The sequence below is a fragment of the Streptomyces calvus genome, from assembly GCF_006782915.1.
GTDB classification, from domain to species: domain Bacteria; phylum Actinomycetota; class Actinomycetes; order Streptomycetales; family Streptomycetaceae; genus Streptomyces; species Streptomyces calvus.
In genome coordinates this window covers 78,804-92,536 of the sequence record NZ_VCNP01000009.1, presented here as the reverse complement: position 1 = coordinate 92,536, position 13,733 = coordinate 78,804, and the positions used below count along the sequence as shown (strand labels likewise).

The 13,733-nt window shown below is 71.3% G+C and carries 10 protein-coding genes; 7 read left to right on the top strand and 3 right to left on the bottom strand.

The features are described 5' to 3' along the window. Positions 1-76: 76 nt before the first annotated feature. Complete coding sequence (gene ligD / locus FGW31_RS03780; protein WP_142191883.1) at positions 77-1,099, top strand: non-homologous end-joining DNA ligase; 1,023 nt, start codon at positions 77-79, stop codon at positions 1,097-1,099. 29 nt (positions 1,100-1,128) lie between these two features. Here the strand turns inward: ligD and FGW31_RS03775 are convergent, their stop codons facing one another. Further along, the gene (locus FGW31_RS03775) at positions 1,129-3,324 is read right to left on the bottom strand and encodes an OmpL47-type beta-barrel domain-containing protein (protein WP_142191980.1); all 2,196 of its coding nucleotides are present in this window, start codon (positions 3,322-3,324) and stop codon (positions 1,129-1,131) included. Positions 3,325-3,347: 23 nt separating this feature from the next. Beyond that, on the bottom strand, positions 3,348-5,858 hold the full coding sequence (locus tag FGW31_RS03770; protein ID WP_220510642.1) for a ThuA domain-containing protein: 2,511 nt from the start codon (positions 5,856-5,858) through the stop codon (positions 3,348-3,350). Positions 5,859-6,060: 202 nt separating this feature from the next. Between FGW31_RS03770 and FGW31_RS03765 the strand changes: the two genes are divergently transcribed. The 4 genes from FGW31_RS03765 to FGW31_RS03750 all read left to right on the top strand — a co-directional run bounded on the left by FGW31_RS03765 (position 6,061) and on the right by FGW31_RS03750 (position 9,617). Then, a complete protein-coding gene (locus tag FGW31_RS03765) occupies positions 6,061-7,074 on the top strand; it encodes a multicopper oxidase domain-containing protein (RefSeq protein ID WP_167529991.1) in 1,014 nt (337 codons plus the stop codon). Between the two features lie 86 nt (positions 7,075-7,160). Next, positions 7,161-8,201 (top strand): LacI family DNA-binding transcriptional regulator, encoded by a 1,041-nt coding sequence (locus FGW31_RS03760; RefSeq protein WP_142191881.1) that lies wholly within the window; start codon positions 7,161-7,163, stop codon positions 8,199-8,201. A gap of 112 nt (positions 8,202-8,313) precedes the next feature. Beyond that, positions 8,314-9,108 carry a VOC family protein gene (locus tag FGW31_RS03755; RefSeq protein WP_142191880.1) on the top strand — a complete coding sequence of 265 codons (795 nt, stop codon included), beginning with the start codon at positions 8,314-8,316 and terminating at the stop codon, positions 9,106-9,108. 263 nt (positions 9,109-9,371) lie between these two features. Continuing rightward, on the top strand, positions 9,372-9,617 hold the full coding sequence (locus FGW31_RS03750) for a WhiB family transcriptional regulator (protein WP_142191879.1): 246 nt from the start codon (positions 9,372-9,374) through the stop codon (positions 9,615-9,617). Between the two features lie 376 nt (positions 9,618-9,993). Here FGW31_RS03750 and FGW31_RS03745 read toward each other — a convergent pair whose 3' ends face one another. Next, complete coding sequence (locus FGW31_RS03745; RefSeq protein ID WP_142191878.1) at positions 9,994-10,575, bottom strand: TetR/AcrR family transcriptional regulator; 582 nt, start codon at positions 10,573-10,575, stop codon at positions 9,994-9,996. Between the two features lie 164 nt (positions 10,576-10,739). Here FGW31_RS03745 and FGW31_RS03740 point away from each other — a divergent pair, with 164 nt between their 5' ends. Beyond that, positions 10,740-12,203 carry an MFS transporter gene (locus FGW31_RS03740; RefSeq protein WP_142191877.1) on the top strand — a complete coding sequence of 488 codons (1,464 nt, stop codon included), beginning with the start codon at positions 10,740-10,742 and terminating at the stop codon, positions 12,201-12,203. 101 nt (positions 12,204-12,304) lie between these two features. Continuing rightward, positions 12,305-13,585, top strand: coding sequence for an FAD-dependent monooxygenase (locus FGW31_RS03735; protein ID WP_142191876.1), 1,281 nt, complete (start codon positions 12,305-12,307; stop codon positions 13,583-13,585). Positions 13,586-13,733 lie beyond the last annotated feature (148 nt).

Here is a 13,733-nt window from a genome sequence, read left to right as displayed (position 1 = left end):
GGAGGTCACCCGCGTCACCGGACCAGCCGCGCCGGCCGGAGTGCGAGGCAGGTGCCGTGCGCCTACCGTGGCTCGCATGGGTGACGCGGTGGAACTCGAGGTGGCCGGCCGGACGGTGCGGCTGTCCAGCCCGGACAAGCTGTTCTTCCCGGAACGCGGCTTCACCAAGCTGGACCTCGCCCGCTACTACGCCGCCGTCGGCCCCGGCATCCTGCGCGCCCTCAGGAACCGGCCCACCACCCTGCAGCGCTACCCGGACGGCATCACCGGCGAGTGGTTCTACCAGAAGCGCGCTCCCAAGGGCATGCCCGACTGGATCCCCACCGCCCACATCACCTTCCCCAGCGGCCGCAGCGCCGACGAGATGTGCCCCACCGAGGAGGCCGCCGTGGTGTGGGCCGCCCAGTACGGCACGCTCGTCTTCCACCCCTGGCCGGTGCGCCGCGACGACGTCGACCACCCCGACGAACTCCGCATCGACCTCGACCCGCAGCCCGGCACCGACTACGACGACGCCGCCCGCGCCGCCCACGAACTGCGCGCCGTGCTGGAGGAGTACGGGCTGCGCGGCTGGCCCAAGACCTCCGGCGGCCGGGGCCTGCACGTCTTCGTGCCCATCGAACCGCGCTGGACCTTCACCCAGGTCCGCCGCGCCGCCATCGCCGTGGGCCGCGAGATGGAACGCCGGATGCCGCAGCAGGTCACCATCAAGTGGTGGAAGGAGGAGCGCGGCGAGCGCATCTTCATCGACTACAACCAGACCGCCCGCGACCGCACCATCGCCTCCGCCTACTCCGTGCGTCCCCGCCCGCACGCGCCCGTCTCGGCGCCGCTGCGCTGGGAGGAGGTAGGCGTCGCGCATCCGCAGGACTTCGACCTCGCGACCATGCCCGCGCGCTTCGCCGAACTCGGCGACGTGCACGCGGACATGGACGACCACGCCTTCTCGCTGGAGCCGCTGCTCGAACTCGCCCGCCGGGACGAGCACGAGCACGGCCTCGGCGACCTGCCGTACCCGCCCGAGTACCCGAAGATGCCCGGCGAGCCCAGCCGCGTACAGCCGAGCCGGGCCAGGAAGCCGAAACCCTCGGCCTCCTGACCCGGCGCCTCACACGGAGCCGTGCGGGACTACAGCTCCCTGATCCGGACGTCCCGGAACGAGACCACGTCCGTCGTGCCGTGCACCTGGAGCCCGATGTAGCCGGAGGCGAACCGCCGCCCGTCGGTGCCCGGGTCGTCCGACCGCGGCGGCTCGAACAGCTGGCCGCCGGTGTTGTCGAACTCGTTGATCAGCACACCGTTGCGGTAGACCGAGTAGTGCTGGTCCACCACGCGGATCTCGTAGTCGTTCCAGGTGCCCTTCTGCGTCACGCCCGCGCCGGCCAGGCCCACACGGTCGAAGCCGTACACCGAGCCCGTCTTGTACATGTCGCCGGACGGCGAGTCGAACACCTGCACCTCGTGGCCGTACTTGATGGCGACCCACTCCGGACGCGACTCCTCCGGGTGGTCGTGGACCTGCGGGAACCGCACGAACACACCGGAGTTGGCGTTGCCGGTGCCCGGTGCGTCGTCACGCCACTGGAGCCTCAGCGAGAAGTCGCCGTACTTGCGCTCCGGGAACCACAGCATGCCCAGGCCGGGCTTGGTGGTGCCGGAGGTGATCGACCCGTCCGGGTTCAGTGCGAACGAACCGCCGCCCACCTGCTCCCACTTGGCGAAGGACTCCTCGCTGCCGTCGAGGATCTTGCGGTAGCCCTCCGTCTGGCCCGGCTTGCCGATGCCGGACTCACGGGCCGCCCTGGTGATGGCGCGGTACTCCCGCTTGTCGACGACCCCTTCCGCCAGGAGCGCGTCCAGGACGCCGTCGACGTGCTTGAGGAACAGGGCCTGCGAGGTCCACTCCTTCTCGTCCTCGATCAGCTCGCCGATCCGGCACCGGTTGTTGGTGACCCGGTTCGGCACGCCCGAGTCGACCGTGCCGACGATCACCGTCAGCCGCTCGTCGTACTCCGGGCAGTTCGGCGCGGGCACCCCGCCGTCCGCCACGACCGTGAAGCTCACCGTGCGCGGCTCGGAGGTGTTGCCGGCCCGGTCGGTCGCCCGGTACGTCACGGTGTGCCGGCCCGCCCGGTCCACGACCACCGGCTCGGTGTAGGCCAGGTACGGTCCGCCGTCGAGCGAGTACTCGATGCCCGCGACGCCGGACCCGCCGTGCCCGTCGTCCGCGCTGACGGTCACGGTGGCGTCACCGACGTAGGCACCGTCGGAGTTCCTGGTGCCCTCCACGGTCACGCCGGTCGCCGGCGGTGTGGTGTCCTGCGGAGGTGCGGCGACCACCGTGAACTCCACGCTCTTCTCCGCCGCCGCGTTGCCCGCCTTGTCGGTGGCGCGGTAGCGCACGGTGTGCGTGCCCACCTCGTGGACCATCACCGGACCGGTGTACGGCTGCCAGGCACCGTCGGCCCCGAGCGCGTACTCGATGGTGTTGACGCCGGAACCGGTGTCCGACGCGGTGACGGTGACCGTCGCCATGTCGATGTAGGCACCGTCGGCGTTCTTCTCGCCGTCCACGGTCGCCGAGGTCTCCGGCGCCGTCGTGTCGTCGGACGGCGGTGCGACGACCGTGAACTCCACGCTCTCGGTGTCCGAGACGTTGCCCGCCTTGTCCAGGGCGCGGTAGCGGACGGTGTGCGTGCCGACCTGGTCGACGACGACCGGCGCGGTGTACGGCTGCCAGGCGCCGTCGGCACCGATCGCGTACTCGATCCGGTCCACGCCCGAGCCCGCGTCGGTGGCCTCGAGTGTCACGCTCGCCGAACCCACGTACTGGCCCTCGGAGTTCTGCGTGCCGTTCACCTTCGCCGTGGCCTCGGGCGGGGTGGTGTCCTCACCACTGCCCTCGGTCACCGTCAGGATGCCCTGCATCTCGCCGTGGCCCGGGATGGTGCAGTGGTAGAAGTAGCGGCCCGGCGTGAGCGTCACCTCGGCGGTGTGCTTGCCGCCCTGGGCGTCGCTGGGATTGGCCAGGATGTTCAGCTGGACGTCGTTGTTGAACTCCGGGTCGGAGGTCGCGAACGTCAGCGTGTGCGGCATCCCGGTGGTGTTGCCGGTGGCCGCGCTGTTCTCGAAGACGATCGTCGCCGGACCGGCCACCGCGGTCGTGGGCGCGGAGCTGTACTCGGTGATGCTGTCGCCGGCGGTCCAGGTGAGCACCTGTGCCGCGGCGGCCGCGGTGTCCCGGTCGCCGGACTCGCCGGCCGCGGACGTCGCCGTCTGCAGCCCGGCCATCATGAGCAGGGCGGCCAGCAGGGCGGCCCACATTCTTCGCTGCCGTGTCACTGGTTTCATTCGGCCTTCCTCGCGAGCTGTCCGGCGGCCGGGGTCGGCCCGCCGCCCGTGTATGTGACCCGCCACAGCGCGGACTTGGAGTCGGAGGTGAAGAAGCCGCGGCCGTAGTCGAGGACGTACAGCGCGCCGTCCGGGCCGAACTTCCAGCCCATCAGGTTCCTGATGCCCTCGTTGCCGACCGGCACGATCTTCTTCAGCGACTCCGAGTGCACCGGCAGACCGCCGTCGCCCTGCGTCCTCGGATCCATGAGCACCGCGTTGCGCGGCTGGTCGGCGTCGTAGAAGTCGCCGACGAACCACTTGCCGTCCCAGTACTCCGGCCACTTGACGTCGCTGGCGCTCGCCGCGTCGTAGCGGTAGACCGGCCCGTTCATCGCGGCCTGGCCACCGCCCTTGAGCCAGGGCAGCCGGTAGGTGGCCTCGTCCTGCTCGTACGACGGGACGCCGTTCTCGTCGCGCGGGAAGTCCGGGCCGCCGCCCTGCGGGGAGTACCAGATGTTGTTGCCGGTCACCGGCGGCAGGTTCACCAGACCGTCGTTGTTCGGCGACTCGTTCTTCGGGTGGTCGCAGTCGTACCAGCCCAGCGGCTTCGACGGGTCGGGAAGGTTGCGGTCCCGGTAGGGCTGCTTGTTGCCCATGCAGTACGGCCAGCCGCGGTTGGACGCCTCGGTGATCACGGCGAACGTGTCGTACTTCGCCGGACCCCAGGTCGTCGACGGGGAGCCGGCGTCGGGGCCGACCCAGCCCGCGTAGAGGACGTCGGTCTTCTTGTCGACGGAGATGCGCGCCGGGTTGCGCACACCCATCACATAGATCTCGCCGCGCGTCTTCCCGCCGCCCTCGGCGGTCTCCTTGCCGGTGAACAGGTTGCCCTCGGGGAGCGTGTACGTCCCGTCCGGCTCCGGGTGGATGCGCAGGATCTTGCCGTTGAGGTTGTTGGTGTTGCCGGCGGTGCGGCGCGCGTCCGCGAAGGACACGCCCTTGAAGTTCGGCTCGGGGTTGTTGCCCGAGTAACCGCCGCTGAAGCCGCTGGAGTTGTTGTCACCGGTGGCGATGTACAGGTTGCCCTTGGAGTCCCAGGCCATCCCGCCGCCCGCGTGGCAGCAGCTGTGGATCTGCACCGGCCACTTCAGCAGCACCTTCTCGCTCGCCAGGTCCAGCTTGTTGGTGGCGTGGTCGAGCGTGAAGCGGGAGACCCGCCGCTCGGCCATGTGCGTGTCCCGGTTGATCTCGGAGTGCGGCGTGTAGTGCAGGTACACCCAGCCGTTCTCCGCGAAGCGCGGGTCCAGTTCGATGCCGACCAGGCCCTCCTCGACCTTCCTCAGCTCGTCACCGCCGCCCTTGTTGCCGAAGACGGTCAGCGCACCGGCGAGCGTGACCTTCTTCGTCTTCGGGTCCCAGACGTGGACCTCGCCCTTGCCCTTGCCGATGTCCGGGTCGTTCCAGTCGGTGACGACGGGCTGCGAGGCGTCGGCGCCGCCCCGGCCGATGTAGAACACCCGGCCGTCGGGCGCGGTGACCAGGCCGTGCGGTTCGCCGATCTGGTCGTTCAGGCCCGGCTGGTTGGGCTGGGTCAGCCGTTCGGCCTTGTAGTTGCCGGTGATCGTCGCCTTGCAGTCGGCCTGCACCAGACGGTTGGTCCACAGCAGGGCGCCGCGCAGATGGTCACGGAAGTCGGTCTCGTCGTACGACGACACCGTGCCGCCCATGCCGGTGTAGAAGGACCGGCCGCCGTCGTAGTCGCGGCACCAGCTCACCGGGTGGTCCCAGCCGTTGGCGCCGCTGCCGGGCTGGTACGTCGACTCCCGCACCCGGGCCACGGTGTGCACCTCGCCGGACGGGTTCTCCACCCAGTTCAGCCACTTGTCGGGGCGCTTCCACTCCAACGGCAGGTTCTTGGTCGCCGGATGCGTCCGGTCACCGACCTCGACCGTCGCCCGTTGCGCCTTCTCGGGGCCCGACGCCGCGGGGCGGGCGCCGATGAGACCGGTGAACCAGTCCGAGTAGGGCTCGGCGCGGGCCGCGTCGTGCAGGCCGACGAAACCGCCGCCGGCCTCCATGTACGCCTCCAGGCCGGCCTCCTGGTCCGGATCGAGGACGTCGCCGCCACCGGTCAGGAACACGATGGTGTTGTAGCGGCCGAGCGCCCGGGCGTCGGTGAAGACCGAGGCGTCGTCGGTGGCCGTGACCTTGAACCGCTGGTCGGCCGGGCCGGACAGGCCGATCTTCTCGATCGCCTCGATCCCGGCGTTCACCAGCGGCGACTCCTCACCGCCGGCGGCGGAGCCGTGGAACAGCAGCACACGTACGTTCGCGCCGCCCGGGGGCGACTTGATCGACATCGTTGTCAGGGACGGGTCCGGCGCCGGGCGTGCGGTGGCGGCGGGGCCCGACATCAGTCCGGCGGCGACGACGCCGGCGGCCACGGTGGCCGCCCAGAGGCGTCGTCTGGGTTTCGTCCTTGGTGTACCGGTGACGCTTCTCGTGCTCAATCCGCGCCAGTGCATGGGTTGTTGATGCGATGTGAATCGCACGTGGCCACCCACCCCTCCTCGGTCGCAGCAAACGGCGTCAAGGAAGCTAGACCCCTTTGCGCCATTCGCCAAGACCTATGACCGCAATGAAACGAACTTTGTCCTGAGTGTGGATAAACGCTGGGGTGGCAGCTACGGTTTCCCAGGTTCATGACAGCCACCTGGGGAGTTCGGCATGGACAGACGCGGTTTCAACCGACGGGTACTGCTGGGCGGCGCGGCCGTCGCGACATCGTTGTCCTTGGCGCCCGAGGCCGCCGGCGCGGCCAAACCGGCCAGGACCGCGCCCGCCGGTGGCGAGGTGCGGCGCATCAAGCTGTACGCCGAGCGGCTGGACGGCGGAAGGATGGGGTACGGCTTCGAGAAGGGCAAGGCGTCCATCCCCGGCCCGCTGATCGAGCTCAACGAGGGCGACACGGTGCACATCGAGTTCGAGAACACCATGGACGTACCCGTGAGCCTGCACGTCCACGGCCTGGACTACGAGATCTCCAGCGACGGCACCAAGCAGAACAAGAGCGACGTCCCGCCGGGCGGCACCCGCACCTACACCTGGCGCACCCACACACCGGGACGCCGCTCGGACGGCACCTGGCGGTCGGGCAGCGCCGGTTACTGGCACTACCACGACCACGTCGTCGGCACCGTCCACGGCACCGGCGGCATCCGCAACGGCCTCTACGGCCCGGTGATCGTGCGTCGCAAGGGCGACGTCCTGCCCGACGCGACCCACACCGTCGTCTTCAACGACATGACGATCAACAACCGCCAGCCGCACACCGGACCGGACTTCGAGGCGACCGTCGGGGACCGCGTGGAGTTCGTGGTGATCACGCACGGCGAGTTCTACCACACGTTCCACATGCACGGTCATCGCTGGGCCGACAACCGCACCGGCATGCTGACCGGCCCCGACGACCCGAGCCAGGTCATCGACAACAAGATCTGCGGGCCCGCGGACTCCTTCGGCTTCCAGGTGATCGCGGGGGAGGGCGTCGGCGCGGGCGCCTGGATGTACCACTGCCACGTCCAGAGCCACTCCGACATGGGCATGGTCGGACTGTTCCTGGTGAAGAAGCCGGACGGCACCATCCCCGGGTACGACCCGCACGAGCACGCCCACGCACAGGCCGGCACGGAGGAGCAGCCGGAGAAGCAGCCGGAGCAGGAACAGGAGCACCGGCACTGAGCCGCCGCATGTGATCCGAGAGCGCTCCGGCCCGTCGGCGGGCCCGGGGATATCCTTGCCCGCAGCCGCAGGTGAGGAGCCCTGAAGTGAGCGAGACAGTGCCGCGCCCCACACTGGAGGCCGTGGCCGCGCGGGCCGGGGTCTCCCGGGCCACGGTCTCCCGTGTGGTCAACGGCTCCGACGGGGTGCGCGAACCCCTGGCCGAGCGGGTCCGTCAGGCGGTGGAGGAACTGGGATACGTACCCAACCAGGCGGCCCGGAGCCTGGTGACGAAACGGCACGACGCCATCGCCGTCATCGTGGCCGAACCGGAGACACGGGTGTTCTCCGACCCGTTCTTCGCCCGCCAACTGCGCGGCATCAGCAAGGAGCTGACCGCCCACGACAACCAGCTGGTCCTGCTGCTCACCGAGGGCCGCGACGACCACGCCCGGGTCGGCCGCTACCTGGCCGGCGGCCACGTCGACGGCGCGCTGGTCTTCTCCCTCCACATCGACGACCCGCTGCCCGAGCTGATCCAGCGGGCCGGCCTGCCGGCGGTGTTCGGCGGCCGGCCCGACTGGGGCGGCGGCCGCGGCGGCGTCGTCTACGTCGACAGCGACAACCGGGGCGGCGCCCGCGACGCCGTACGGCACCTGCTCGGCCTCGGCCGGAGCCGCGTCGCGCACATCACCGGCGCCCTCGACCAGACCTCCGCCGTGGACCGGCTCGACGGGTTCCGGGACGTCATGGTCGGCGCCGACCCCGGGCTGGTCGTGGAGGGCGACTTCACCGCGGCGGGCGGTGAGCGGGCGATGCGGGAACTCCTCGACCACTGCCCCGGCCTCGACGCGGTGTTCGCCGCCAACGACCTCACCGCGGCGGGCGCCCTGCGCGTGCTGCGCGAGCACGGGCGGCGGGTGCCGGACGACGTGGCGGTCGTCGGCTTCGACGACATGCTGCCGATCGCCGAACAGACCGATCCGCCGCTGACCACCGTCCGTCAGGACATCGAAGGGATGGGCCGGCTGATGGCCCGGCTGCTGCTGCGCGACCTCGACCGCGACACCACCGCCGACGCGGCCGTGGGCGGCAGCCCGTCCAGTGTGATCCTGCCGACGACACTCGTCCGGCGCGCCTCCGCCTGACCCTGCGGCACCTGTCCCGTGACACACCCGTCCGGGTGTTCCGCCGGTGCCCCTCCGGCGGGCGGTGGAACACTCGGCAGAGCAGGCGACGGGACCTGCCCAAGGAGGCACCATGCTCACCACCCGCTTCGTCGACGGCGCCCCTGGCTGGATCGACGTCGGCACGCCCGACATCGAGGGCGCCGCCTCCTTCTACGGCGGCCTGTTCGGCTGGGAGTTCCGCACGGCGTGGCCCGACGCCGGCGGCTACGGCTTCTTCCGGCTGGACGGCCGGACCGTCGCGGGCGGCATGCAGATCACCGCGGAGCAGGGCCCGCCCGCGTGGACCGTCTACTTCCGCAGCCCGGACGCCGACGCCACGGCGGACGCGGCCCGGCAGGCCCGGGGCGACGTGCCCGTGCCGCCCCTGGACGTGGCGGGCGAGGGCAGGATGGCGGTCCTCGCCGACCAGGCGGGCGCAGGCTTCGGCATCTGGGAGCCGGCGCGCCTCGAAGGCGTCGACGCGGCCGGCGAGGTCGGCTCGCTGTGCTGGGTCGAGCTGTACACCCCGGACGTCGCCCGCGCCGCCGCCTTCTACCGCTCGGTCCTCGGCTGGGAGACGTCCGCGGTGTCCTTCCCCGGCGGCGTCTACACCTCCGTCAACCCCGCGGGCACCGGCGACGACGGCATGTTCGGCGGCCTGGTCACCCTCGCCGACGACCCCGTCGAGGCGGCGAGCGGCCGGCCCTACTGGCTGCCCTACTTCGGGACCGACGACCCCGACGCCGTCGTCGCCCGGGCCGTCGAACTCGGCGGCCGGGTACGGATGCCCGCCACCTCACTCGCCGGTGTCGGCCGGCTCGCCCGTCTGGAGGACCCGTACGGCGCGCGGTTCGCCGTCCTCAGGGGTGACCCGCGCCAGACGTGAAACACCGGCGCGCCGCCGTGCGCGGCCGGACGGCGGGACGTCATCATCGTGCGGTCGCGGCGGGCCGCCGGGGCGGCGAAGGAGCGGCGGCGAAGGAGGGGCGGGGCGAGGAAGAGGCCGACAGGGGCGAGGAAGAGGCCGGCCGGGGCGAGCGGCGGCGGGCAGGCGGGGCAGACCGGGAAACGCGGAGAAGGCCGGGGGAGGGCCGCCGTGTTGAGCCGGCGTTGATCGAACGTTTTTCGCCGCCCGGCACGCTTCCCGCCATGCACATCGAAACGTTGCGGTCGCCCGACCTGGCCTGGCAGGAGGAGGCGCTGTGCGCCCAGACGGGGGGAGACTTCTTCTTCCCCGATCCCGGTAGCTCGGTCCGCGAGGCCAAGCGCATCTGCGGCCTGTGCCCGATCCGCGCCACCTGCCTCGAGTACGCGATGACCCATGACATGCGGTTCGGCGTGTGGGGTGGCCTGTCCGAGAAGGAACGCCTGGAACTGCGGCGCGCGGGACGGTAGTTCCGGCCGACCGCCGAGCCCGGACCGTCCAGCCCGGACCGCTGAGCCCGACCGCCCAGCCCGGACCGCCGAGCTCAGGCCGCCGAGCGCCGCGTCCAGGCCGTCGAGTCCAGGCGCCGAGCGCCGAGTCCAGGCCGTCGAGTCCAGGCTGCCGAGTCCAGGCCGCCTACCGCCGAGTCCAGGCCGCCGAGGCGTGGCCGCAGCGCGGCTGACCGCCGGCCGCCCGGCCCCGACCGCTGACCGCCGGCCGCCCGGCCCTGACTGCCGACCGGGCCCTGGCCGCTGTCCGCTCACCGCTGACTGCCGAACCGCCCGGCCCCGACCGCTGCCTGCCGAGCGGGCCCTGTCCCCGAGCGCCGGCCCCCGTGGACAACCGTTACGGCGCGGGACGCCGCCCGACCAGCGGGAGGAAGATCGTGTCGACGATCTCCTCGATCACCTCCGGTGCGACCGGCCGCAGCGTCATCATCGTCTCGCCGCGCAGCAGGTCGAAGGGGAGCGAGGCGATGCGTGGCGTGAGCCTGGCCGGGTCGAGCTCGCCGCGCTCGATGGCGCGCTCCATGATCTCGTCGCGTCCGGAGCGGCGTCCGGCGACGATCATCTCGCGCAGTTCGGCGAAGCTGGAGTCGGTCTCGATGAAGTAGTCGGCGAGCAGCAGGCTGAGCTGGGCGAGGAACGGCCCCTGCTTCTGGCCCAGTTCGGTGAGGGTGGCGATCAGGTCGCCGCGCAGGGACCCGGTGTCGGCCGGGGGGACGGACTGGACGACGTTGCGGCGTACCACGGCCGCCTCGACCAGCTTCTGCTTGTCCGGCCAGCGCCGGTAGAGCACCGGTTTGCTGGTGCCGGCCCGTCGGGCCACGGAGTCGAAGGTCAGGTTCGCGTACCCCCGCTCGCCCAGCTCGTCCCAGGCCGCCTCGAGGATCGCCGCCTCCAGTGCCTCACCGCGCCGTCTTCCCACAACACTCCTTAGAAACTTTGACGTTTCTTATCGGCGTACTCTACTCTCCAAAATAAGAAACTAGAACGTATCTTAGGCGGTGGGCAGCCCTGCGCCGCCTTCCAGTCGACGACACGTCAGGCCGCGCCGGCCACCCGTCGCGAGCCCGCAGTGAGGAGTCCCTGATGCAGCAGAGCAGGACCGACGACACGGACGTCGGATTGCACACGAGCGGGAACGGACGGCTCATCGGCCTGGTGGCCGTCCTGGTGATGGTGAACTTCGTGGTCGACTCGGCCATCACCGCGCCGCTGGTCGTCCTCCCCGACATGCTCGACCATTTCGAGACCGACCAGACGGCGTGGCTCAACGCCACCGCGATGCTGGCCGGCGTGATGTGGGCGCCCTTGCTCGGCAAGAGCGCCGACATCCACGGCAGGCGCAGGGTGCTCGTGGTGACGCTGCTCCTCAGCGGCGTGGGCGCCCTCCTGTGCGCCGTGGCCCCCAGCCTCTGGGTGTTCGTGCCGGGGCGCGTACTGCAGGGAGCGGCGCTGGCGGCCGTGTTCCTCTCCGTCGCCATCGCGCGAAGTGTCTGCCCGCCCCGCACCGCGATGATCGTCGTGGGCATCGTGACCTCCGGCTCCGCGGTGCTCAACATCGCGACCCGTTTCCTCGTCGAGGAACTCGCCACGGAGTTCGGCTTCCAGATCCTGTTCCTCGGGTCGGCCGTCGTCGCGGCCGCGATGGCGGTCTGCGTGCGCCGTGTCATTCCCGAAGACCTGGCCAGGACACCGGGCAGGGTCGACATCCGCGGCGCCCTCCTCCTCGGCGGAGGTCTCGCCGGGGTGCTCGGCTACGTCAGTCTCGGCTCGGCCCTCGGCTGGCTCGCCGTCGGCCCGCTGGCTCTCCTCGTCGGCGGCGTCGGGTCGCTGGCCCGGTGGTTACTGGTGTCCAGCCGCAAGCCCGACGCCCTGATCGACCTCAGGAACCTCGGCCGGCCGCTGGTGCTCACGCTCGTCGTCGTCTTCCTGGCGGCCGGCTCGTACCAGAGCATGCTCCAGCTCATCCCTCTGATCGGTGACGTCGCGGCGGACCAGAACCTCGGATACGGACTGGCCGGCCAGGGATCGGTGGCACTGCTGCTCGCGGCGCCGGGACTCGGCGTCACGCTGGGAGGTCCGGCGGCGGGATGGCTTGCCGTACGCATCGGACCGGCCGCGACGCTGGCCGGGGCGGTCGTGCTCGGCACGGTGGTGACCCTCGGGATGTTCCTCGGGGCCTCCCGGCTGCCCGCCGCGCTCTGCTGCGGATTCCTGCTGGGTGTCACGGTGGGGGCGCTCGGCACGTCCGGCTTCAACATGGCGGGCAGCCTGGCGCCCGCCGAACGCCAGGGAATCGTGTCCAGCCTGGTCATGGTGATGGTGTCGATCGGTGCGGTGGTGCTCGACTTCGTGGGCGCGGCCGTGCTCAGGTCGACGACCGTGGTCGTCGACGGCGACACGACGAACTCGGCGACGGGCGTGTACAGCTACATCGCCATCGCCTCCGGCGCGTTCGCCGTCGCCGCGGTGCTCGCCGTCGGGCTGATGCGGCGCACCCGCCACAGCCGCACGGCCCCGCCGCCCGGCCTCGAACGGGAAACGGTGTGAGGGCCACCTCCGGACGACCGGGCGGCAGCCGACGGTCTCCTCGCCTGCGCAGTGATCCCAGTCGGTCCTCGAATTCCCGCCACTCACAAAGGAGTTGACGCATGAGTACAAGAACGGCCTCGAAGGGTTCGGTCCTGGTGTCCGGCGCGAGCATCGCGGGTTCCGCCGTGGCGTTCTGGCTGCACCGGTACGGATTCGAGGTGACGGTGGTGGAGAAGTCCACCGGACTGCGCGGCGGCGGGTACCCGATCGACGTGCGGGGCACCGCGGTGGAGGTGGCGCGCCGGATGGGAATCCTGCCGCGCCTGCGGGACGCGCACATCGAGTCGCGCCGGATGACCTTCCTCAACGCCGACGGCAGCGAGGTGGCGGTGCTCCGTCCGCAGGCGGTGACCGGCGGAATCGAGGGACATGACGTCGAGGTGCCCCGCGGGGACCTGACCGGCCTCCTGTACGGGGCCGTCCGTGACGAGGTGGAGTTCGTGTTCGACGACTCCATCGATGTGCTCCGGGACCACGCGCACGGTGTCGACGTCACCTTCCGCAGTGGCGTCCGGCGCAGCTTCGACCTGGTCCTGGGCGCGGACGGGCTGCACTCGCGCACCCGGGAGCTGGTGTTCGGGCCCGAGCGGCGCTTCCACCACTATCTCGGGTACTGCTTCGCCCTGTTCGCCATGCCCAACACCGCCGGACTCTCCCACGAGGTGCTCCTCTGGAACACTCCGGGACGGGCCGCCGCGCTCTACGCCGTCGGAGACAGCGACGAGCTGCACGCACTGCTCACCTTCACCCACCCCGAACCGCCCTACGAGGTCCTCCGCGACGCCGGGGCACAACACGACCTCGTCGCCGCCACCTTCGCCGGTGACGGATGGGACATCCCGGCCATGGTCGCCGCCCTGCGCGACGCGGACGACCCGTTCTTCGACACCGTGAGCCAGATCCGTATGCCGTGCTGGTCCAGCGGACGGGTCGCGCTGGTCGGCGACGCCGCCCACGCACCGTCGTTCCTGACGGGACAGGGGACCAGCCTCGCCCTCGTCGGCGCCTACCTGCTCGCCGGCTCGCTCGCCGCCCACCGCGACCACACCGCGGCCTTCGCCGCCTACGAACGCGACCTCCGCGGATTCGTCGAACTGAACCAGGCGCAGGTCGGCGAAGGCGGCGCGGCGCTCTTCCCGACCACCGCCGAAGCCCTCGCACAACGCAACAGCAGGCTGCGCGGCCTCACCACCGCGCCACCGGGACGTGGACGGGCGGCCCATACGGCGCTCACCCTGCCCGACCACCGGCCCCATGGACCGTCCAGTGGTGTGGGCGGCCCCCATGGGGACGGCGCCCACGTTCGTGAGCCACAGGCCCACGGACGACATTCCGGCTGAGACAACCACGGGAGCCGCCGCCACGTCACCGCTGCGGACCGACCCGAGACAGCAGTCGCCGCCGTGCCCGGGCCGGAGCGCCGTCGCCGCCCGCGGTGACAGCCGATACGGACGGGAGGGCAGCGGCGCCGACGACGACCGGCGGGAC

What these genes read in the sequence shown, in the direction of transcription:
- ligD (WP_142191883.1), top strand. Translation starts at nt 77, where the DNA reads ATGGGTGACGCGGTGGAACTCGAGGTGGCCGGCCGGACGGTGCGGCTG.
- FGW31_RS03775 (WP_142191980.1), bottom strand. Translation starts at nt 3,324, where the DNA reads ATGTGGGCCGCCCTGCTGGCCGCCCTGCTCATGATGGCCGGGCTGCAG.
- FGW31_RS03770 (WP_220510642.1), bottom strand. Translation starts at nt 5,858, where the DNA reads ATGCACTGGCGCGGATTGAGCACGAGAAGCGTCACCGGTACACCAAGG.
- FGW31_RS03765 (WP_167529991.1), top strand. Translation starts at nt 6,061, where the DNA reads ATGGACAGACGCGGTTTCAACCGACGGGTACTGCTGGGCGGCGCGGCC.
- FGW31_RS03755 (WP_142191880.1), top strand. Translation starts at nt 8,314, where the DNA reads ATGCTCACCACCCGCTTCGTCGACGGCGCCCCTGGCTGGATCGACGTC.
- FGW31_RS03750 (WP_142191879.1), top strand. Translation starts at nt 9,372, where the DNA reads ATGCACATCGAAACGTTGCGGTCGCCCGACCTGGCCTGGCAGGAGGAG.
- FGW31_RS03740 (WP_142191877.1), top strand. Translation starts at nt 10,740, where the DNA reads ATGCAGCAGAGCAGGACCGACGACACGGACGTCGGATTGCACACGAGC.
- FGW31_RS03735 (WP_142191876.1), top strand. Translation starts at nt 12,305, where the DNA reads ATGAGTACAAGAACGGCCTCGAAGGGTTCGGTCCTGGTGTCCGGCGCG.